This window comes from Ihuprevotella massiliensis, from assembly GCA_900095835.1.
GTDB classification, from domain to species: domain Bacteria; phylum Bacteroidota; class Bacteroidia; order Bacteroidales; family Bacteroidaceae; genus Alloprevotella; species Alloprevotella massiliensis.
Window position 1 is genome coordinate 2,274,530 of the sequence record LT608321.1, and the last position, 20,838, is coordinate 2,295,367.

Here is a 20,838-nt window from a genome sequence, read left to right on the forward strand (position 1 = left end):
AATAGCAATGTCCATTGCTGCAAGATTCTAACGCCTAATTGCCTCCGAGGCGAGCGAAGCCGAAGCCGAGCGAAAAAGGGTCCGCGACCCTCTAACGTCTAACGTCTAACAAGGGTCTGCGACCCCCTAACATCTACTTTATACTTGTGCGCTATGGCTATCAATCTCGTGGGCTTCGATTTCAACGACTCCGCGCTTCACCTTGCCTTCGTAGGTGACAAAATAGATGCCTTTGGCGGGCGTCCATTCCATACAGAAGAGTTCCGCAGGACTGTTAAAGCCATTTCGCTTGATATTGTGCAAAGCCCAAGTCTTGGATCTGCCACTGCGTTTAAGACCGCTCTCTACAAATTCGCCATTGTTGACAATGAGGAAAGATTCAGACGTTTTCTCGGGAGGAAGAACGGTCACTGCACCATTGGTTTCGAAGAGCACATCTTCCACATCAAACATCGAGAAGATGCCTTTCTGTCGGAGGAGCAAACGAAATTGTTCCATCTCCAGGCTATTGCGCTTGAAGTTTTTGAAATTGATAATCCCATCTTTGACGAGAAACACGCTCTCTCCTTTGATGAAATGTCTCAAGCGTGCCGAGCGCATGGCAAAGCGCACGAGCATGTTGAAGCCCGTCCACACCGCCAAAGCAAAGAGGATGTGCCACATGGACATGTCGGGATTGTACAAGACACCACCGACCAAAGCACCAATCACGAAGGCGCTCACGGTGTCGAGGGGAGTGATTTGTGCCATTTGTGCCTTGCCGGCGAGGCGCAGAAATACCAAAATGCCAATCATGCCCGTGACCAGTTTAAGGGCAATGCTGAGGTAGGGAGTCAAGATTTCCATCATAATAAAATCGTTTTAGAAAATAGAGAGCTGTGGAATGAATGAGTTGAATAAATGATATAAGTTTACTGTGCTGCAAAAGTACAATTATATTCTTGTTTTCCCAACGATTCTTGGTAGAAATATACGTGAATGAATGCTTGGTATTTGGCTTGCTGGTGCGTAGATTATTGCGTACCTTTGCACCGCTCAATTCTATTGAGCTCTCAGAAAAGTTTTTCTCCTCTTACAGAACTTCTCCTCGATGAAAAAAATAGTCTTCCTTGTGATGGGCATTTTAGCCTATCTTCCCACCTACTCGCAAATGCTGTTTTCAGAAAATCTCACGATGAACATAGATAGCACAAAGACCATCCAAGGTTCTTTGTTTCCTGTGTTGGATTTCAAAACAGAGAAAGAGAATGTGCTGACCTTAAAAAATACTGCCAATCTCAACATCTTGATCAACCATAATCGCGTCATCAACTTCATCAACAAACTCGAATTTTCGACATACGGAGATAAAGTGACGATGAGTGGCGGCTATGTGCATCTTGAATATCGTTATCTCTTAAATCGTGCCTTCGAGGTTTATCCTTATGCAGAGTCGCAATGGGCAGAGAGCCGCGGAATGCTGTATAAAGTGTCGAGTGGGCTGCTGTCACGAGTTCGACTGATCAACAGTGAGAAAGTGTTGATGTTTGCTTCAGCTGGTGTTTTCTATGAGTTTGAAAAGTGGGAAAATCCCACTCCTCATGTTAGTCGCCCTTACGTCTTTAGCCGAAGTGTGAAGAGTCACTTATCGCTCAGTGTCAAGCACCGCATAAACGAGTCTTGGGAACTCACGACAACCGCGATTCATCAAGCCAGACCCGATCGTTATTTGAAGGCTGCACGATGGGGCGGAGCTGTGGACCTCAAATATAACATCACTCCCAGAATAGGGCTTAATGGGACTTATCGTCTCATTTATGACACCGACCCGATAGTGCCTATCCGAAAGGATTATACTAACGTAGAGGCTGGTGTGAACATCTCCTTTTAAGTAGACGAATCTTGAGGTTAGACATTAGACGTTAGACATTAGACGTTAGAGCCCTGCGGCGAAGAGTCCAACTGCGCTAGCCTTCTAACGTCTAACGTCTACTTTCTAACGTCTAGAAAGGGTCTGCGACCCTCTAACGTCTAATAACAACAAATCCCCACTCATCCAGATAGGACGAGTGGGGATTTTTTGTAGATAGTGGCTTTATTAGAGTTTAGACGTTAGAGCCCTGCGGCGGAAAGTCCAACCGCGCTAGCATTTCTAATGCCTAACGTCTACTTTCTAACGTCTAAAAAGGGTCTGACCTTCTCTGTAGCGAAGCCGAGGCAAGCGAAACGCAGTGTAGCCGTAGCCGAGCAGAAAGGGTCCGTGACCCTCTAACGTCTAATCAATTAGAACGTCTTGCCAGTTTTGGAAACCTTTAAGCCCTTGTGGTTTTGACTCACTTTGCGGCCAGAGAGGTCGAAGAGTTGAGCTTTGGCAGCAGTTTGAGCATCGCCCGTGGTGGGAGCAGAGATAGCCGTGGTGAGTCCAGTCTCTTGGATGCGCCAGTGAGAAGGAGCCGACTCCATGCCGTTCCAGCAAACGAGGTTTTTGCTACGATCCATGTGGAGATACTTGTAAGTGCCGTTCTTGCCATTCACGCCACGGATGAGCGTTTCGCCATTAGGCAGATATTCGAGCGTGTAGATGCCCGCTTCACTCTGATTGTCGGTGGTGTTGACAGGTTCGTTTTGGTTTTGGAGTGGCAAGAGATAGCGGTCCCAAGCAGCATTGTAGATGAAGAACTTGCCGGGTTGGTTGGGCACCTTGTAGAAGATGAAGAACTGCGTTTCGTCAGCTTCATCGTAAGCGTCCACGCCTTGCGCCTTGTCGTCGGTAAACTTGAGGTAGTAGCTCTTGTTTTCCGAAGGTTTGTAGCCCTCATTTTGGAGGTAGTAGTATTGCTTGTCCGAGACCTCATTGACGGGCACCTCTTTCACTGCGAGGTTGAAGACTTCGTAGACCTTATCAGAAGGATTTGCCAAATAGAAGTCAGCAATCTCGTTGATGCCAGCAAAAGCTTCAGGAGAGATTTGTCCCAATTTGCTGCCCACGTTCTTCTTTAGCTCTGCCAAGCGAGCCTTGAGCACTTCGGTGCGCAGTCCGTTGGCAACCGCAAAATCTTGGTCTGCAGCGTAGGAGTAAGCACCGTCCGTGATTTGCTCGATGGTGTAGTTCTTGTACACTTGTGTGTATCCACCTCTGCTGGCAGGAGCCAATGTTTCTTCTTCGTACATGAAGGCGAGGGTGTTGTTCTTTTGCCAAGCCATGGTAGAGTAAGCCGAACCGATGTAGGAAGACATGTGTGCGCCGTCCCATTCTTTAGCGAAGAGGGCAGACGACCCGAAGTCTTCGTAGCCCGCCAATTCCTTGTAGTTGATGCCCACGTTGGTGCGTCCAGAAGGACCGAAGGGCACGGACTGGAGGGCGAGATACATCTTTTTGCCGGTGGCTTTCTTCACGACAGGAACAATGAGGAGTTCGCCGTTGCAAGCGTTGGCAGTAGCCTTCACGAGAGGGCTGTGTGCCATAGTGTCCCAGTAGCCTTCGCCCTTAGCAGAGTCGGTGAAGCGGAAGACGTTGAACCATCGTCCACTGCCACGGCGAGAAGACACCACGATAGAACCATCGGGCAATTCTTCGCACTTAGGTTCGTCGGCAGAGTGGGGGATGGCAGGTGTCATAGCATCGCCGAGGATTTTCCAGTTTTGTCCGAAGTCGTCGGAATACATCACCCAGTTGGCAATGTTGGTGGGGTTCACATTCAGTCCGCTCATCACAGCATAGACGCGATAGTGGCTGCCCACCTTGGTGCGATGGCTCTGCATGATGCGTCCGCTACCGAAGAACATGGATTCGATTTTGCCGCGTGGGGTGGTGCCATCGAACTGCTTGTAGATGTGGTCGGTGATGTCTTCGCGAGCCGAGAAGGTCTTACCGCCATCCTTAGAATACCAGCGCGCTACAGCGTTGGGAGTTTCGCGACGAGCTTGCCAGAAGTTGGTGAAGCCCGACACGCTCAAAACGAGCACATCATCGCTTTCGCGGTCAGCCACGATGGCAGCATCACCATAACCAGCGTCACGGCTTTGGTTGGGGTCGTTGTTCACCTTCTTACCCGTGCCTTGTGCCACAGGGTTGCCATGAGCGTCGGAGAACACCGCAGGAGTGTCCCACGTTTTTCCCTCATCGTTGGAGCGAGTGGCAAAGAGGTCCACGCGTCCTGCGCCTACGTCGCCAGTGCCGGTGTGGCGAGAGTCGCTCACCGCCACGATGGTGCCCGATTTACCGGTGACTGCGATGGCAGGGATGCGGTAGGTGACGGGGGTTTGCAGGGTGTAGGGGAAGAGATTGGTTTGAGGTTCGAGTTCCACTTTCACGCGCTCTACCACGACCTTGATGTTGGTCAACTGCACGGGAGTGTTGTCGCCCACGAGTTCAAAGGCGAGCGAATTGGCTTTGCCGTCGCCCTTGAGGGAGAAGTGCTGCACGTCGGTGGTGACAGCTGTGGTTTTGCCGTTGGCTTCGATGCTGACGTTCTTGCCTGCAGCGGGGAGTTTGAAGTCGAAGTCCACGCTCTTGACAGCGTAGCCGACGGGCATGGCAAAGGTGTAGCCCCCGCGCTTGGCAGCACCGCTGTGGAGCTGGAGGATGCCATTGGCGACGTTCATGTTGTTGGCACCCGCGTTGAGGGTGAGGGGCAGATCGCCCTTGTTGGTCCAGAGTGCACGGTAAGTGGCGCTGTTGCCGTTGGCAGTGAGTGTGCCAGTGGTGGGAGACACCTCGATGGTGCCGCCGAGGGGGAGGATTTGCAATGAACTTCCGTGGTCGGCTCCAGTGGTCCAGAAGGCGAGTTTACCATCGCGGTTGTTCATCTTCCAGGCTTCTTTGCCTTTGAGATAGATGAAATAAGCCGTTTTGCCGGTGAGCTTGTCGCTCTTGCCGAAGCTCCAGAGGTCAACATAGCCCTCGAGGTTGTTGGCGGGTTTGAGGGTAACGAGGGCGTCGCCTCCGTTTCTGCCCGTTTTAGTGGGGTCGGCAGCGAGCACCATGTTGGCGCCAGAGGCTTTGTTGTAGATGCGATAGCCGTTGGTGTCGTTGGCCACGAAGCACCAGAGGTCGGCATCGGCAAGGTCGCTGAGGGCTTTGTTAAGTGAGATGGCACCTTGTGCGTTAGGTTGGGTCACATACATCCCGTTGTCGCCGATTTGGAGTGTGTACCAAATGGTGTTGGCAGCAAACTTCTGATCGGCAGTCAGCGTGGTGGGGGTGAAAGTGGCGATGCTGGCGATGGCATGAGGAGCGTAGAGCGCAGCAGCCAGGAGAAAAGCAGTAATCGTCTTTTTGATCATGGTGATGACTGAGAGGATTGATAATAGCGCAAAACCTTACTGCACAACGCTCATGAGCTGAGGCGTCGCGCGGCAAGGTTAAGCAGTCTTTTTTTATAGTATGTTTCGCACTACTTCGACACGATGTTGAGGGTGTCGGTAGCGATGAGGAGTTCTTCGTCGGTGGGTACTACCACGACTTTCACGCGGCTGTTGGGAGTGGAGATGATTTCTTCCTCACCAAAGTTTGCCTTGTTTTTGTCGTAGTCCAATTCGATGCCGAGGAATTCGAGGTTTTTGAGGGCATTGTAGCGCACATCCCATTGGTGTTCGCCCACGCCAGCGGTGAAGACGATGGTGTCCACACCACCCATGGCAGCAGCATAAGCACCGATGTATTTCTTGATGCGATAGTTGTACATGTCGAGTGCCAACTTGGCGCGCTCGTTGCCTTCCTTCACGCCGTTTTCCACGTCGCGCATGTCGCTTCCCAAACCAGAGATGCCGAGCAGACCCGACTTCTTGTTGAGCAAATCTTGCATCTCATCGGGGGTCTTGCCTTCTTTCTTCATGATGGCGAGCACCACAGAAGCATCGATGTCGCCCGTGCGAGTGCCCATCATGAGGCCTTCGAGAGGGGTGAGTCCCATGGAGGTGTCGATGCACTTGCCGTGGTCTACTGCCGAAACGGAAGCACCGTTGCCGATGTGGCAGGTGATGATCTTCTGCTCTTCGGGCTTCACGCCAAGGAGCTGGCACACGCGGTTGGTGACGAAGCGGTGGCTCGTGCCGTGGGCACCCCAACGACGGATGTTCATCTCCTCGTAGTAGTGGTAGGGCACGGCATACATGTAGGCATGGGCTGGCATGGTTTGGTGGAAGGAGGTGTCAAACACAAAGACGTTGGGCATGTTTTCCACCACAGCTTTCACTGCATTGTAGCCCTTGAGGGCAGGAGGGTTGTGGAGGGGCGCAAGGTCCATGAAGGTCTTCCACTCCTCGAGCATGTCGGGGGTGACGAGGCGGCTTTCGGCGAAACGACCACCTGCCACGATGCGGTGACCGGCAGCGGCGATTTCGTCGATGCTCTTGATGGCACCATGTTGGGGATGGGTGAGGGTGTCGAACATCATCTTGATGCCCTCGGTGTGGGTGGGGCATTCGAAGTTGAGTTGGAGTTTCTCACCGTTGTGATCAGTAGTTTTGAGGAAAGCTCCTTCTTGACCCACGCGTTCGATGCCGCCTGCTGCGAGCACAGCGTGAGTGTCCATTTCATAGAGCTTATATTTGATAGAACTGCTTCCGCAGTTGATGACGAGAATTTTCATTTTTGTCGTTGTTTTTGACAAGTGAGTCTAGAAGAACTAGAGGAACTAGAAAAACTAGAGGAACTAGAGAGTCTAGCCCTCCGAGAAACCGAGCCACTTGTGGCGAGCACAAAAGGGTCTGCGACCCTCTAACGTCTAATGTCTAACGTCTATAAAGGGTCTGCGACCCTTAATTTTGCTTTGCTGCAATAGCTTGGTTGGCAGTGATGACGATCATCTTATAGATGTCGGCCAGACAGCAACCACGAGAGAGGTCGTTGACGGGGCGCGCAATACCCTGGAGGATAGGTCCGATGGCTTCGGCATGACCGAGACGCTCCACGAGTTTGTAGCCAATGTTGCCCACTTCCAAACGAGGCACCACGAGCACATTCGCCTGACCAGCCACAGGGCTACCAGCTGCCTTCAAGTGAGCCACAGAGGGCACGAGGGCAGCGTCCGCCTGGAGTTCGCCATCGATGTCGAGATCGGGGCGGAGTTCCTTGGCGCGTTCAAAAGCCATGCGCACCTTGTCCACATCTTCGTGCTTTGCCGAACCATAAGTGGAGAACGAAAGCATAGCCACCTTGGGTTCGATGCAAGCCACCGCACGCGCAGTGTCGGCAGAGCAAATGGCAATCTGTGCCAACTGCTCAACATCGGGCACGGGCGTCACCGCCACGTCACCCATCACGATGACACCATTTGAGCCATATTCGTGCGCTTGCGTGAGGAGCAACATCGCACCGCTCACCACAGAGATGCCAGGAGCCGTCTTGATGATTTGGAGGGCAGGACGAAGCACATCGCCAGTGGTGTTGCGCGCACCAGCCAACTGTCCGTCGGCATCGCCAGCCTTGATGATGAGGCAACCGAGGTAGAGGGGATTTTCCACAATGGAGCGTGCCGTGTCGATGGTCACACCCTTCTTCGCGCGGAGTTGTGCGAGGAGTTGTGCATATTCCTCCTTCTTATCGTGAGAGAGAGGGTTGATGAGGGTGGCTTTCTCGATGTGAGTAAGGCCATTTTTTTGTGCGAGTGCCATGATTTCGGCAGGGTCGCCAATGAGGATAAGGTCGGCCACCTCGTCAGCGAGGATGCGGTCGGCTGCTTTGAGTGTGCGTTCTTCCGTGCCTTCTGGGAGAACGATGCGTTGCTTGTTGGCTTTTGCGCGAGCAACGAGCTGTTCGATAAGTGCCATTATTGAGATTTAGATTGGATACCAATAGTAAAGCGTGTCGTGCTCAGGGTCACTTCCTGCACGACACGCTGCAAATTTACAAAAAACGGCTGAGATAGCCCACTAATCCCCTCATTTTCTATGCTCGACTAAGCAATTCAGAGGGGGCTAGCCAAGTTTCGTTTAGAGCTTCTTGGGCAGGGTCACCTTAAATTCGGGCACTGTGGGCGTGGTGTGCTCCTTGTAGATGATGTCTACCATCTTCTTCACCACATCGGGGTGTTGCTTCGCCACGTCGTTGTCTTCGTGGAGGTCTTTGCTCAAGTCGTAGAGACTGCAATTACCGTTCTTCACCACGAGCTTCCAGTCGCCCATGCGCACGCCCATCATGTTCGTTTCGTGGAACTCCCAATAGAGATGATCGTGCTTCTGCTGCTGGTCGTCCTTTCCCGTGAGGGTGTTGTAGAAGGAGATACCGTCGTAGAGGTCCTTTTCATTACGCTGATAGGCCTTGGGGAAATCCTTGATACCTGCCACATCGCAGAAGGTGGGCAACACGTCGTAGAACGCCAGTTGGTGGTCGTTCACTTCGCCTGCTGCCACCTTACCGGGCCAGCGCACGATGAAGGGGATGCGGATGCCGCCCTCGTGGGTGGAGCGTTTCAAACCCTTGAGCAGTCCATCGCGGTTGAAGAAGGTGGGATCGGCACCGCCCTCTTCGTGAGGACCATTGTCGGAGGTGAAAATCACGATGGTGTTTTCGTCCATGCCCTTCTTCTTGAGCTTGGCAATGATTTCGCCCACCATGAAGTCCAGGCGCGTGATCATGGCAGCAAACTGAGCGTGTGCCTGTTCGGTGCCGTGATAGCGGTTGCCCACTTGGCTGCGGAAGATGTGCTCTTGGCAGAAGTGGTTTTGATAAGCCTGCAAAAGGCTGTCGTTGGGCTGTTGCAACTCAGCGTGGGGCAGGGTATAGGTGAAGATGCCCAAGAAGGGTTGGTCTTTCGTCTGCTTGTCGAGCCAGTCCATCGCCTTTTGGTGGATGAGGTCGGCTGAATACTGCGGACGTTTCAAATAGTCGTCGCTGCCGGGCATGCCATATTTGATGTTCTCATCGAGCGTCACGCGGTGCGTCTTTTTGTCGCCACGCGAACGACTAAATTCGTTCAAGAAGTTGGGATAATAGGCGTGGGCTTCAAACTGGCAGATGTAGCCATAATATTCGTCGATGCCGCGCTTGTCGGGCGTAGAAGCGGAGTTTTCGTAGCCGCCAGCCCATTTGCCAAACATCCCCGTGGTGTAGCCGTTCTCCTTGAGGATTTCAGGCAAAATCTTGTGGTTCACATCATAGGGTTCTTGTCCTGCCCAGCCTTCGGCAAAATCAGTGTTGCGACCATAGAGGTTGGGCACATCCTTGCCGCGCCAGTATTCCTTGTTGCCGCGCACGTGGGTGTGTCCGCTGTGCTGCCCAGTCATGAGCGTTGCGCGCGAAGGAGCCGACACTGGACTTCCGGCATAAGCCTGCGTGAAGCGCATGCCTTCGGCTGCCATGCGGTCGAGATTGGGGGTGGCGATGTACTTCTGACCATAGCAAGCCAAGTCGCCATAGCCCATGTCGTCGCACATGATGTAGATGATGTTGGGACGTTGCTGCGCTTGACCAGTCATCGCTGCCAAAGCGCCAAGTCCGAGGAGGGTATATGCTTTTTTCATAATGAGAATGCAGGGGGATTATTCCATGAAGAGGTATGGAGCCTATGATGATGGAGTCTCTGATGATGGAGCCTATGATGATTTTTCTAGCTCAGTCGTTTAGGGTTGCACCACTTTCTTGCCATCCACGATGTAGACACCAGGGGTAGAAGTGGTGGTTTGACGACCTGAGAGGTCGTAGGTGTGCGCGTCGCTACGATTCACCGTGGGGCGTTGCACGCCGGTGGGAGCTACCACATTGAGGAAACCATCGAAGATGAGGCCCACCACTTCGTCGTCTGCGCCTGTGAGACCATTGGAGGTGAGGCGGATGCGGAAGCGCGTGTTGCCCTTGAGAGCCGTCTCAGGCACGGTGAACTCAGCGTTGGTGGTGCGCTGCAAGGTGAGGGGTTGTTGCACCTCGAAGATACCATCGTGGTTCCAGTCGAAATAGAGATAAGCCTTCGCATCTTTGGGCGGATTGGCACTGAGCTTAAAGTTCAGTTTCACCACGTCTTTCTGGGGCAAATCTGCCATTTGGCGAGAGAATACCACGTGGAGTTCGCGGTCGTTCTTGGCTTTTGCATCGGGATAGTTGATGCTTGCCAACACCTTGGCGCCTTCTTTCGCTTCGCCTTTTGCAGCGACGGAGAGCGATGTCCAGGTGTAGTTGTCGGTCGTGGTGCAGGGATAATCATAAATCTGCAAACGACGCATGAGGGGAGTGCGCTGCGCCATGAAGCGGAAACGCGTTTCGCCACCGAGTTTCACACGTTGGTGCGCCGCATTTTCCCAACCGTAGAAGCCCGTGAGTTCGTCTTCCACGATGCTCCAGGCTTCGCTCTCGTTGAGCGCCTTGTGGGTGGTGCCGTGGTGGAGCTTGTAGCCCCCTTTAGAGTTGCCCTGTCCCTCCATGTAGAAGGACGTTGCGCCCTCTGCTGCTTCGGGAGTGGTCCACGAGAAATCGCCATCGCCATTCACTTGCAGCCATCTGCCGGTCTCGTCCACCAGCGCATACAAGCGGTCGCTACCCGTTTGGAAGGGGCGCACCTCATAACTGTCGGTCGTTGCCACGGGCCACCAGTAGGAGTTGGCGTTGTTGTGGCCAGCCTGCCAAGCCACCACGAGGTGGGTGCCGCCTTTGCGGTTGAGCCCCATGGGTGTTTTGGAGCGGTCGCTGTAGTTGGGCACGTCGGTCGAAGAGAGCGTCCAAGCGCCAGCCGTCTTCGCTTTGGGGTTAGGAGCCACGAAATAAGCCACGGGCATATTGGAAGTTGTGATCGCTGTTTTTCCAGCCTCTCCGGTGGCAATGGTAGAGGCGAGGTAGCGGTGAGTGGCAGTGTTTTGCACGTAATACACGTCTTGTTGTCCCTCCACAGGGATAAACTTCCAGAATTGTCGGCGAGCGTTGTCTTTCGTGGTGACAGTCAAACTGTGTTCGTCGGTCTCGGTGATGAAAACTTGTTCGTCGGGTGCCGACTGGATGCGATAAACCAGTTCTGCGGAGAGTGGTCCGCTGGTGGCTTTTTGTGCTTGAGCGGTCGCCGCAGTGGCAAAACACGCGATGGCGCTCATGGCGAAATAGACGGATTGGTGCATGGTGATGAATAGAGTTGTCCCATCGTGTCTTCCCCTTGGGGTGCTTTCCTCGATGGGTAGATTTCGGGTGAAAAATCAATGCTGCAGCCTTAACTTGCTATCTTCTAGCAAGGCTTGATGGCTTATCTTCTTGCAGGCTAGGTGCTATATATTATCTTGCACTGCAGTCTTGAATAGAGGTTTAACCGCTTGAAAAAGGTTCAATTTGCCTACTTTCAATGCAAAACTGGCACTTTCGTCTAGAAGCTGCAGCGAGAAAGCGCCATTTGTTGTGCACAAAATTACAATAGATTATGCATTTGACCAAGTTTTTAAGCCGAAAATGCTAAGTCTGCATGAGAATATTACTCCTCAAATCCTTACTTTTATGCACGAATTGCCCTTCTTTCCTTCCTATTTTGTGTGGAATCCTTTTTGTTTTTGCCGTGGATTCCTTTTTGTTTTTACCGTGGATTTGTTTTTGACCTGATTTTGACGTTTTCTGTTTCTGCCGTGGATTCCTTTTTGTTTTTGCCATGGATTTGTTCTGCCGTGGATGCCTTTTGTTTCTGCCGTGGATTTGTTTTTGTTTTTGCCGTGGATGCCTTTGTGTATATTCCTTCTTTCTTTTTGTTTTTCTCTTTTCTTCTCTCTCGTCACTTCAATTTTCTCCCACGAAATCCGAAAAACGTGGGAGTTTTTTTGGAAAAAGTCCATCGTTTTTCGGAAAAAGTCCATCGTTTTTTGGGGGCTACTCTCTAACGTCTAGCGTCTAATGTCTATATTGCCCGAACCACCTTGTGGCGAGCATAAAAGGGTCCGTGACCCCGAGCAAAAAGGGTCTGCGACCCTCTAACGTCTAATCTCTAACGTCTAACGTCTATTCCCTTGCTCATGTGCATAACATTTTTTATATTTGCGCATTAGAATCCCTCTGCTAGGATAACTCTCAAAAATAAAACACAGCAAAAGCCAACTCACCACTTTCTGTTACGAACATTTTCAATTACATATAAGCCCTATGACCCCCACCCCCGAAGCCTACGTGCACCTCAGTGCAGATGAAACCACCCTCACTTTCTATTACGACACCCTCCGTACTGAACGCGACGGAACAACGTGGGGAATAGGCGAGACAAAAGAAGATTCTTTTTCTAAATACTACGCTTGGACGGGCACTTTTGAATCTCCCAATACATCCGTTCTCACTGCAGTGTTTGATGCTTCGTTCCGTGAGTTTCGCCCCACTAGCACTGAAGTTTGGTTTTATTCTCTCGAATCACTTACAAATATAAAGGGCTTGGAACACCTCAACACCTCGCAGGTGACGGATATGAGCGGTATGTTTTTGGGATGTTCATCGCTGACGGAGATTGATCTCTCCCACTTCGACACCTCGCAGGTGACGAATATGAATGGTATGTTCATGGAGTGTTCCTCTCTGACTGCGCTAGACCTTGCGAGCTTTGACACTTCCAACGTGACCAATATGGGCGCGATGTTCAAGGATTGCAAGGGTTTGACCACGCTCGACCTCTCCCACTTCGACACCGCAAAGGTGACGGACATGAGCTATATGTTCATGGGTTGTTCCAATCTGACCACACTAGACCTCTCCCACTTCGACACCTCGCAGGTGACGACCATGTATAAGATGTTCGTAGCTTGCTCCTCTCTTACCGAGATTAATCTCTCTGGCTTCGACATTTCCCAGGTGGAGATTATTTGTGACATGTTCTGTGGGTGCCACTCTTTGACCACGATTTATAGCAACGCTACTTGGAACTGCGATGACTCTGAAGACATGTTTGCTGGTTGCACCTCCCTTTGCGGTGCTGTGCCTTATGACGATTCAAAAACGGACGCTAGCATGGCTAACCCCGAAATGGGATACTTTAGTAGAAAATAGACGTTAGCGATTAGACGTTAGAGGTTAGAGTTTAGACGTTAGGACCATGCGGAGGGGAGTCCATCGCGCTAGCCCTCTAATGTCTAACTTCCAATGTCTAAAACATACGTTAGAGGGGGCGCAGATCCTTTCTGCTCGGGGGCGCAGCCCCTTTTGTGCTCGACACGACAAGCGTGGATCGGGCTAGCGCGGTTGGGCTAGAAGAACTAGAAAAACTAGAAGAACTAGGAAACTAGTAAATCTAGTCTAACTCGGAAAACGAGCTCACAAAACGACATTAACATCAAACTACAAGATGCAAAATCATACCTCCGAAGCCTACGTGCACCTCAGTGCAGACAAAAAGACACTCACCTTCTATTACGACGCTCTACGTGCTGAACGCGACGGAACATTGTGGGGAATAGAGGATAAGAAAGAGTATCTGAACGATCTGATACCTGCTTGGGTTGGTAATTCGGAATCTCCCAATACATCCATTCTCACTGCAGTGTTTGATGCTTCATTCCGGGATTTTCGTCCTACCACCACGGCAAAATGGTTTCAATATCTCAAGTCACTTAAAAGCATCAAAGGACTGGAACACCTCAACACCTCGCAGGTGACGAAGATGAATGGTATGTTCTTTGGTTGCAAATCTTTGACTTCCATCGACCTTTCTAATTTCGACACATCTCGGGTGGAGGATATGAGTTGGATATTTGCTCGTTGCTCTGCCTTGACTGCACTTGATGTTTCGCATTTTGATACCAGCCAAGTGAGGGATATGGGATGTATGTTCTACCTTTGCTCAGCTTTGACTGCTCTTGATGTTTCGCATTTCGACACGTCAAAGACGACAGATATGTTATGGATGTTCTCTGGTTGTTCAGCTTTGGCTGCTCTGGATGTTTCGCATTTTGACACCTCTCTGGTGACAAGTATGCCCTGTATGTTTTGTGATTGCTCTTCTTTGACTGCTCTTGATGTTTCGCATTTTGACACTTCGCAAGTGGGACATATGGGCTGTATGTTTGAGGGCTGCTCTTTATTGACTGCACTTGACGTGTCGCATTTCGACACCAGCCAAGTGAGGGACATGGCCAGTATGTTCTCTGGTTGCTCTGCTTTGACTTCACTCGATGTGTCGCATTTCGACACTTCGCAGGTGGTGGAGATGAGCTGTATGTTTCGTGGTTGCTCAGCTTTGACTTCGCTTGATGTGTCGCATTTCGACACTTCGCAGGTGGTGGAGATGAGCTACATGTTTCGTGGTTGCTCAGCTTTAACCTCACTCGATGTGTCGCACTTCGACACCTCGCAGGTGGAGTGGATGCGTGGTTTGTTTGAGGGCTGCTCGTCCTTGACTGCTCTTGACCTCTCCAGCTTCGACACCTCGCAGGTGGAGTGGATGAGTGGTTTGTTTGAGGGCTGCTCCTCTTTGACCGCTCTCGACCTCTCCAACTTCGACACTTCGATGTTAGGTGAAATGGGCAATATGTTCTCGGGTTGCACGGCTTTGACTACGCTCGACCTTTCTAATTTCGACACTTCGTGGGTAGATGATATGTACCAGATGTTCTGTGGGTGCAACTCTTTGACCACGATTTATTGCAACTCCTCTTGGAACTGCGAAAACTCGGAATCTATGTTTGCTGGTTGCACTTCCCTCCGCGGTGCCGTGCCTTATGACGAATCAAAGACAGACGCTAGCATGGCTAACCCCGAAAGGGGATACTTTACGAGTAGACGTTAGACGTTAGAGATTAGACGTTAGAGGGGCTAGAAAATCTAGAGCTCCTAGAAATACTAGAGCAACAAGCCACTTTCGCTGGAGAATAAGCCACTTTCTCGAGGAATTGAGCCAGAAAAGAGGGGAAATGTGCCTCTTTTGTGCAAAAAAATGGCTTACTCTTGGCTGTTTTACAGGAAAAACGTATATTTGCAGTGATAAATGACGTGAGGGGCTCGAACGAAGCTCCTCACTTCTGTCTATAAAGGGGCATCTAGACGTTAGAGGGTCATAGACCCTTTCTGCTCGCCACGATAAGCGTGGCTCGGGCTTCTGACGTTAGATTTTAGACGTTAGACATTAGACGTTAGACGTTAGAGGGTCTCTAGTGCTTTTAGTTCATCTAGTCCTTCTAGAGTTTCTATCCCCTGCCCCCACTATAACAACAGCAATAATTGCCCACTGAATGATCAGTAAAACCGTAGTACAACAACTTATCGACCAATGGCTCGAGGATAAAGACTATTTCCTCGCCGACTTGTCGATCAATGGTGACAAAATCCTGGTGGAAATCGACCATGCCGAAGGGGTGTGGATCGAAGACTGCGTGTCGCTCTCTCGTTTCATCGAGGAGGGACTCGACCGCGACGAAGAAGACTTTGACCTCGAAGTGGGGTCGGCTGGCATCGGTCAGCCCTTCAAGGTGCTTCAACAATATGAAATCCACTTGGGCGACGAGGTGGAAATCCTCACCACCGCGGGCAAGAAGCTCCAAGGTCGTCTCACCGCTGCTTCTGCCGAAGAAATCACCATCGTGCAGCAAGTGAAGGTGAAAGCCGAAGGCGAAAAGCGTCCACACCTCGAGGAGGTGGAAACTAAGCTCCCCATGAGCGAGGTGAAATGGACGAAACTCTACATTGATTTCAAATAAAAAAAACAGCAGGCATGCCTGAGGGTCGCCACACCACGGTGCGACGGCTTGAAGTGCGTCTGTCGTTTCTACCTATAATATATGGCTAAAAAGCAAATTCCCGAAATGAGTCTCCTCGACAGCTTTGCTGAATTCAACGAGACCAAACATATCGATAGCACCACTCTTTTGGCTGTGCTCGAAGAGAGTTTTCGCAGTGTTATTGCCAAAACCTATGGCACCGACGAAAATTTTACCGTGGTGGTGAACCCCGACAAGGGCGACGTTGAAATCACCCGTAGCCGCGAAATCGTGGCTGATGGTGAGGTGGAAGATGACAACAAACAAATCGCTCTCTCCGAAGCGCAAAAGATAGAACCCGACTTTGAAGTGGGTGAAGAGGTGAGCGAACACATTGAGTTTGCTTCTTTCGGACGACGCGCCATCTTGACCCTCCGTCAGACCCTCGCTTCTAAAACCCTCGAACTCGAACACGACACCTTATATAATAAGTATATCGACCGCGTAGGCGAAATCGTTTCGGCTGAGGTGTACCAAACGTGGAAGAACGAAACCCTCCTCGTGGACGACGACAAAAATGACCTCCTCCTGCCTAAGAAGGAACAAATCACGCGCGACTTCTTCCGCAAGGGCGACCGCGTGCAAGCTGTCATCGATCGCGTGGACAACAACAACGGCAATCCCAAAATCTACCTCTCGCGCACTAGTCCCATGTATTTGCGCCAGCTCCTTCGTCGCGAAATCCCTGAAATCGCAGAAGGCGTGATTGTGCTCCACGATGTGGCGCGCATCCCTGGTGAGCGTGCTAAGATTTCGGTGGAAAGCTACGATCCCAACATCGACCCTGTGGGTTCTTGCGTGGGCGTGGGCGGTAACCGTATCAGCGGTATCGTGCGCGAACTCAAAAACGAAAATATCGACGTCATCCCCTTCACCACCAACACGATGCTCTACATCCAACGTGCGCTCAACCCTGCACGTGTGAACAACATCGTGATCAACGAAGAAGAAAAGCGTGCCGACGTGTTCTTGGCTCCCGACCAAGTGAGCCTCGCCATCGGTAAGGGAGGACAAAACATCAAACTCGCCTCTATGCTCACCGGCTACACCATCGACGTGTTCCGCGAAGTGGAAGGCGCTGAAGAAGTGGACGACATCTATTTGGACGAATTCTCAGACGAAATCGACCAATGGGTCATCGATGCCATCAAGCAGATGGGGCTGCGCACTGCGCGTGAAGTGCTCAATGCACCTCGCGACATGATTGTCGAAAAAGCCGACCTCGAAGAAGACACCGTAGACCACTTGCTCGCAGTACTCCGCGCTGAGTTTGACGAATCCGCATCTTAATGCCTCTGCGGCTCGACCTAACCAACAAAATTAGGGCGAGCCGCAAAGAGCTGTTTGGAGGGCGGTGCTTTTCCTCCTCTCACTTTCTGCCTGAGACACTCTGTCAATGGCATGAAAATGATGAAGATATCACCCCGAAAGGCGATAGCCCATGGCGAGTCTTGAGGCGTTTCCCCCCAACAGCTTTCTAATGTTTCACCGATTTGGGTTTTTCCCTCGTCAAACTAGCAAGCCTGCTTCCATCACCCCAAATATACACATGAGATTAAACAAAGTAATCAAAGAACTCAACGTCTCCATCCAACGTGTGGCTGACGCGCTCAAAGATAATGGTTTTGAAGGAGAAATTACCCTCAACACCAAAATCACTGAAGAACAATACACATCCTTGAAAAAGAACTTTGCCGACGACATCAACCGCAAGGAAGAAGCTGAAAAGCGCTTCCACAGTCGTCGCGAAGAAAAGCGCTCCTCCAAAGAGGCGGACGCTGCTCACACTGTGGGCGATGGAGAAGAGGCAACTGCTCAGGCTGCCCCTAAGACTGAGCAGGCTCCCCAAACTGCTGAGACTGCTCCAGAAGCAGCGGCTGCAGACAACGACAATGCCGAAGGCGGACTGAAGGTGGTGGGACACATCGACCTCGATGCTTTCAAAAAACCTGCCAAGAAGACTAAGGAAAAGGCGGCTAAGGCTGAAACTAAATCCGAACCTAAGGCAGAGAAAAAGGCTGAACCTAAGGTAGAAAAGAAGGAAGCAGCTCCTGCTCCCGAAGCTCCCAAGGCTGAGGCACCTGCCGCTGAAGAGAAGGCTCCTGCTGCTCCTGCTGCTGAAACAGAAGACAAGGCTGCGCATCTGGGCAAGGCGGACAGCGATGGCGTGTTCAAACTCAACTCCGAACCTCGCCTCACCGGTCCTAAAGTGCTCGGCACCGTGGACCTCTCTGCCATCAACGGCAGCACGCGCCCCAAGAAGAAGACCAAGGAAGAGCGCAAGAAAGAACGCGATGGCAAGAAGCGCAACCGCATCGGCAACGAACGTGTGGATGTGAATGCTGAAGCCAAAAAGAATAACGCCGGACAAGGCGGACACAATGGCAAGGGTGGACAAAACAATGGTCATCCTGGTCAAAACCAACAAAACCGCAACCAACAACAAGGTGGTGGCAAGGGTGGTAAGAAGGGCAAGAAGGGCAACAATGCTCCTGCCACACCACCTAGCGACGAAGATGTGGCTAAGCAGGTGAAAGAAACCCTTGCACGTCTTCAAGCTAAGGGCGTCAACAAGGGTAAGGGTGCGAAATATCGTCGTGAAAAGCGCGATGCTGCTCGCGAACGTCAGGAAGAAGATATGATGCGCCGCGACGCTGAAAGCCGCGTGCTCAAGCTCACCGAGTTTGTGACTGCCAACGAATTGGCAACGATGATGGATGTCCCCGTGACACAAGTCATCGGCACTTGCATGAGCATCGGCATCATGGTGTCTATCAACCAGCGTCTCGACCAAGAAACCATCGAAATGGTGGCAGAAGAATTTGGTTTCACCACCGAGTTCGTCTCTGCTGAAGTGCAAGAAGCTATCGTCGAAGAGGTGGACAACGAAGAAGACCTCCGCGAGCGTGCTCCTATCGTCACCGTGATGGGTCACGTTGACCACGGTAAGACTTCGCTCCTCGACCACATCCGCAATGCCAACGTCATCGCTGGTGAGGCTGGTGGTATCACTCAGCACATCGGTGCTTACAACGTGAAACTCAAGAATGGTCGCGAAATCACCTTCCTCGACACCCCTGGTCACGAAGCCTTCACCGCTATGCGTGCTCGTGGTGCGCAGGTCACCGACATCGCCATCATCATCATCGCTGCCGACGACAACGTGATGCCACAGACCAAGGAAGCCATCAACCACGCAGTGGCTGCTGGTGTGCCCATCGTCTTTGCCATCAACAAAATCGACAAACCCGGTGCTAACCCCGATGCCATCAAGACTACCTTGGCTTCGATGAACTTCCTCGTGGAAGAGTGGGGTGGTAAGTACCAATCGCAAGACATCTCTGCGAAGTCGGGTCTTGGCATCTACGAACTCCTCGAAAAGGTGCTCCTCGAAGCCGACCTCCTCGACCTCAAAGCCAATCCTAACCGCCGCGCTGTCGGTACTGTCATCGAAAGTTCGCTCGACAAGGGTCGTGGCTATGTGTCCACAGTCCTCGTCAGCAACGGTACGCTCCGTCAGGGCGATATCCTCGTGGCTGGTACACACAACGGTCGTGTGAAGGCGCTCTTCAACGAACGCGGTGTGCGCGTAGACGAGGTGCTTCCTGCTCACGCTGCCACGGTGCTCGGTTTCAACGGTGCTCCCCAAGCTGGCGACCAGTTTAACGTGATGGAAACGGAACAAGAAGCGCGTGAAATCGCCAACAAGCGTCTCCAACTCCAGCGCGAACAAAACCTCCGCACCTCTAAGATGCTCACCCTCGATGAAATCGGCCGCCGCTTGAAACTCGGTGACTACCAAGAACTCAACATCGTGGTGAAGGGTGACGTGGACGGTTCTGTACAGGCTTTGAGCGATTCGTTCATCAAGCTCTCCACAGAGTCCATCGCCATCAACGTGATCCACAAGGGTGTGGGACAAATCTCCGAAAACGATGTCACCCTCGCTGCAGCTTCCAAGGCGGTTATCGTGGGCTTCCAGGTGCGTCCTTCGGCTGGTGCGCGTCGCCTTGCCGAGAAGGAGGGTGTCGACATCCGTCTCTATTCTATCATCTACGATGCGATCGAAGAGGTGAAGGAGGCTATGGAAGGTATGCTCAAGCCTATCGTGAAGGAAGAAATCACCGCTATGGTGGAAGTTCGCCAGGTGTTCCACATCTCCAAGGTCGGCTACATCGCCGGTGCCTACGTGGTGGACGGCAAGGTGTCACGCTCCAACAAGGCGCGCCTCATCCGCGATGGTGTGGTGGTCTTCACTGGCGACATCGCTGCCCTCAAACGCTTTAAGGACGACGTCAAAGAAGTCACTACCAACTTTGAGTGCGGTATCTCGCTCCAAGGCTGCAACGATATCAAGGAAGGCGATATGATCGAAACCTACCAAGAGATTGAAGTGAAACAAAAACTCAATAGTTAGTAGACGCTAGACGTTAGAGGGTCGCAGACCCATTCTGCTCGCCACTTCGTGGCTCGGGCTAACGCAATAAACAACGCTAGAGAGGCTAGAGTATATCTAGCCTCTCTAGTTAATCTAGAAAAACTAGAAACACTAGAAGCTCTCAGAGGAACCGAGCCCCGCTTGTCGGGGCGAGCATAAAAGGGGCTATGACCCCGAGTCCCGCTTATCTGTGGAGATAAAAAAGCGTCTGATACCCTCACTTTCTTGTTGGAAATCAGAAAAAAAGTAGTACCTTTGCATCATCACCACAAAATAATGAAATTATGTACGCAGTTGTATTTGATTTAGACACCAATTGTCTTGGCGAGTGCTACGATGGTCAGACTTATCACGGAGCGTATAAACTCGTGCGTGATTTTTTGACTGCCAATGGCTTTTCTCACACCCAAGGTTCTGTGTATTTTGGTGACGAAGGCATGGATGCCGTAAAGTGTGTCATCACTATTCAGAAATTAGCAAAGAAATACCCTTGGTTTTCTACTTGCGCCAAAGACGTTCGAATGTTGCGCATTGAGGACAACAACGATCTTATGCCAGCTATTCGATAGTTGAATAGGCTCTTAGATGGGTCGCAGACCCTTTCTCGATCGGGGTCGCAGACCCATTCTGATCGCCACTCCGTGGCTCGGGCGTAGTGTACAATAGAAAATAGACGTTAGAGTTTAGACTTTAGACCTTAGTTCATACTAGCATGGACTCTCGTAAAGCACTAATCTCTTACGTCTATTTTCTTATGTCTATTTTCATCTAGCGTCTAAAGTCTAACG

Annotated in this window: 14 protein-coding genes; 7 read left to right on the plus strand and 7 right to left on the minus strand. The window is 51.4% G+C overall.

Going from position 1 to position 20,838, the window contains the following annotated elements:
• Positions 1 to 138: 138 nt before the first annotated feature.
• Positions 139 to 849: a DUF421 domain-containing protein gene (locus BQ2633_RS09155; RefSeq protein WP_075566630.1), complete on the minus strand. Its 711-nt coding sequence runs from the start codon at positions 847 to 849 to the stop codon at positions 139 to 141.
• 241 nt (positions 850 to 1,090) lie between these two features.
• On the opposite strand from BQ2633_RS09155, the gene BQ2633_RS09160 reads away from it, so the two are divergent.
• Positions 1,091 to 1,870 carry a DUF481 domain-containing protein gene (locus BQ2633_RS09160; RefSeq protein WP_075566631.1) on the plus strand — a complete coding sequence of 260 codons (780 nt, stop codon included), beginning with the start codon at positions 1,091 to 1,093 and terminating at the stop codon, positions 1,868 to 1,870.
• A 392-nt stretch (positions 1,871 to 2,262) separates the two neighbouring features.
• On the opposite strand, the gene BQ2633_RS09165 is transcribed toward BQ2633_RS09160, so the two are convergent.
• The 6 genes from BQ2633_RS09165 to BQ2633_RS09190 form a co-directional block, all read right to left on the minus strand.
• Positions 2,263 to 5,265, minus strand: a complete 3,003-nt coding sequence (locus BQ2633_RS09165) for a sialidase family protein (protein WP_075566632.1) — start codon at positions 5,263 to 5,265, stop codon at positions 2,263 to 2,265.
• 110 nt (positions 5,266 to 5,375) lie between these two features.
• Positions 5,376 to 6,572, minus strand: a complete 1,197-nt coding sequence (locus tag BQ2633_RS09170; protein ID WP_075566633.1) for an acetate/propionate family kinase — start codon at positions 6,570 to 6,572, stop codon at positions 5,376 to 5,378.
• 169 nt (positions 6,573 to 6,741) lie between these two features.
• On the minus strand, positions 6,742 to 7,752 hold the full coding sequence (gene pta / locus BQ2633_RS09175) for a phosphate acetyltransferase (RefSeq protein WP_075566634.1): 1,011 nt from the start codon (positions 7,750 to 7,752) through the stop codon (positions 6,742 to 6,744).
• Positions 7,753 to 7,914: 162 nt separating this feature from the next.
• The gene (locus tag BQ2633_RS09180; RefSeq protein ID WP_075566635.1) at positions 7,915 to 9,444 is read right to left on the minus strand and encodes an arylsulfatase; all 1,530 of its coding nucleotides are present in this window, start codon (positions 9,442 to 9,444) and stop codon (positions 7,915 to 7,917) included.
• Positions 9,445 to 9,543: 99 nt separating this feature from the next.
• Positions 9,544 to 11,022, minus strand: a complete 1,479-nt coding sequence (locus BQ2633_RS09185; RefSeq protein WP_141700189.1) for a GEVED domain-containing protein — start codon at positions 11,020 to 11,022, stop codon at positions 9,544 to 9,546.
• A 393-nt stretch (positions 11,023 to 11,415) separates the two neighbouring features.
• Positions 11,416 to 11,718 (minus strand): hypothetical protein, encoded by a 303-nt coding sequence (locus tag BQ2633_RS09190; protein WP_176720114.1) that lies wholly within the window; start codon positions 11,716 to 11,718, stop codon positions 11,416 to 11,418.
• 304 nt (positions 11,719 to 12,022) lie between these two features.
• On the opposite strand from BQ2633_RS09190, the gene BQ2633_RS09195 reads away from it, so the two are divergent.
• The 6 genes from BQ2633_RS09195 to BQ2633_RS09220 all read left to right on the plus strand — a co-directional run bounded on the left by BQ2633_RS09195 (position 12,023) and on the right by BQ2633_RS09220 (position 20,619).
• Positions 12,023 to 12,910: a BspA family leucine-rich repeat surface protein gene (locus BQ2633_RS09195; RefSeq protein WP_075566638.1), complete on the plus strand. Its 888-nt coding sequence runs from the start codon at positions 12,023 to 12,025 to the stop codon at positions 12,908 to 12,910.
• A gap of 295 nt (positions 12,911 to 13,205) precedes the next feature.
• Positions 13,206 to 14,645, plus strand: coding sequence for a BspA family leucine-rich repeat surface protein (locus BQ2633_RS09200; RefSeq protein ID WP_075566639.1), 1,440 nt, complete (start codon positions 13,206 to 13,208; stop codon positions 14,643 to 14,645).
• 442 nt (positions 14,646 to 15,087) lie between these two features.
• Positions 15,088 to 15,552, plus strand: coding sequence for a ribosome assembly cofactor RimP (gene rimP / locus BQ2633_RS09205; RefSeq protein ID WP_075566640.1), 465 nt, complete (start codon positions 15,088 to 15,090; stop codon positions 15,550 to 15,552).
• Positions 15,553 to 15,633: 81 nt separating this feature from the next.
• On the plus strand, positions 15,634 to 16,902 hold the full coding sequence (gene nusA / locus BQ2633_RS09210; protein ID WP_075566641.1) for a transcription termination factor NusA: 1,269 nt from the start codon (positions 15,634 to 15,636) through the stop codon (positions 16,900 to 16,902).
• A 253-nt stretch (positions 16,903 to 17,155) separates the two neighbouring features.
• Entirely contained in the window at positions 17,156 to 20,029 is a 2,874-nt protein-coding gene (gene infB / locus BQ2633_RS09215) for a translation initiation factor IF-2 (protein ID WP_075567353.1), read from the plus strand.
• A 305-nt stretch (positions 20,030 to 20,334) separates the two neighbouring features.
• Complete coding sequence (locus BQ2633_RS09220) at positions 20,335 to 20,619, plus strand: virulence factor (protein WP_075566642.1); 285 nt, start codon at positions 20,335 to 20,337, stop codon at positions 20,617 to 20,619.
• Positions 20,620 to 20,838: the final 219 nt, after the last annotated feature.

Bases quoted from the DNA above. Each gene is read 5' to 3' on its own strand.
- BQ2633_RS09155 (WP_075566630.1), bottom strand. From the start codon at position 849: ATGATGGAAATCTTGACTCCCTACCTCAGCATTGCCCTTAAACTGGTC.
- BQ2633_RS09160 (WP_075566631.1), top strand. From the start codon at position 1,091: ATGAAAAAAATAGTCTTCCTTGTGATGGGCATTTTAGCCTATCTTCCC.
- BQ2633_RS09190 (WP_176720114.1), bottom strand. From the start codon at position 11,718: ATGGACTTTTTCCAAAAAAACTCCCACGTTTTTCGGATTTCGTGGGAG.
- BQ2633_RS09180 (WP_075566635.1), bottom strand. From the start codon at position 9,444: ATGAAAAAAGCATATACCCTCCTCGGACTTGGCGCTTTGGCAGCGATG.
- BQ2633_RS09185 (WP_141700189.1), bottom strand. From the start codon at position 11,022: ATGCACCAATCCGTCTATTTCGCCATGAGCGCCATCGCGTGTTTTGCC.
- pta (WP_075566634.1), bottom strand. From the start codon at position 7,752: ATGGCACTTATCGAACAGCTCGTTGCTCGCGCAAAAGCCAACAAGCAA.
- BQ2633_RS09170 (WP_075566633.1), bottom strand. From the start codon at position 6,572: ATGAAAATTCTCGTCATCAACTGCGGAAGCAGTTCTATCAAATATAAG.
- BQ2633_RS09165 (WP_075566632.1), bottom strand. From the start codon at position 5,265: ATGATCAAAAAGACGATTACTGCTTTTCTCCTGGCTGCTGCGCTCTAC.
- rimP (WP_075566640.1), top strand. From the start codon at position 15,088: ATGATCAGTAAAACCGTAGTACAACAACTTATCGACCAATGGCTCGAG.
- BQ2633_RS09200 (WP_075566639.1), top strand. From the start codon at position 13,206: ATGCAAAATCATACCTCCGAAGCCTACGTGCACCTCAGTGCAGACAAA.
- BQ2633_RS09220 (WP_075566642.1), top strand. From the start codon at position 20,335: ATGTACGCAGTTGTATTTGATTTAGACACCAATTGTCTTGGCGAGTGC.
- BQ2633_RS09195 (WP_075566638.1), top strand. From the start codon at position 12,023: ATGACCCCCACCCCCGAAGCCTACGTGCACCTCAGTGCAGATGAAACC.
- nusA (WP_075566641.1), top strand. From the start codon at position 15,634: ATGGCTAAAAAGCAAATTCCCGAAATGAGTCTCCTCGACAGCTTTGCT.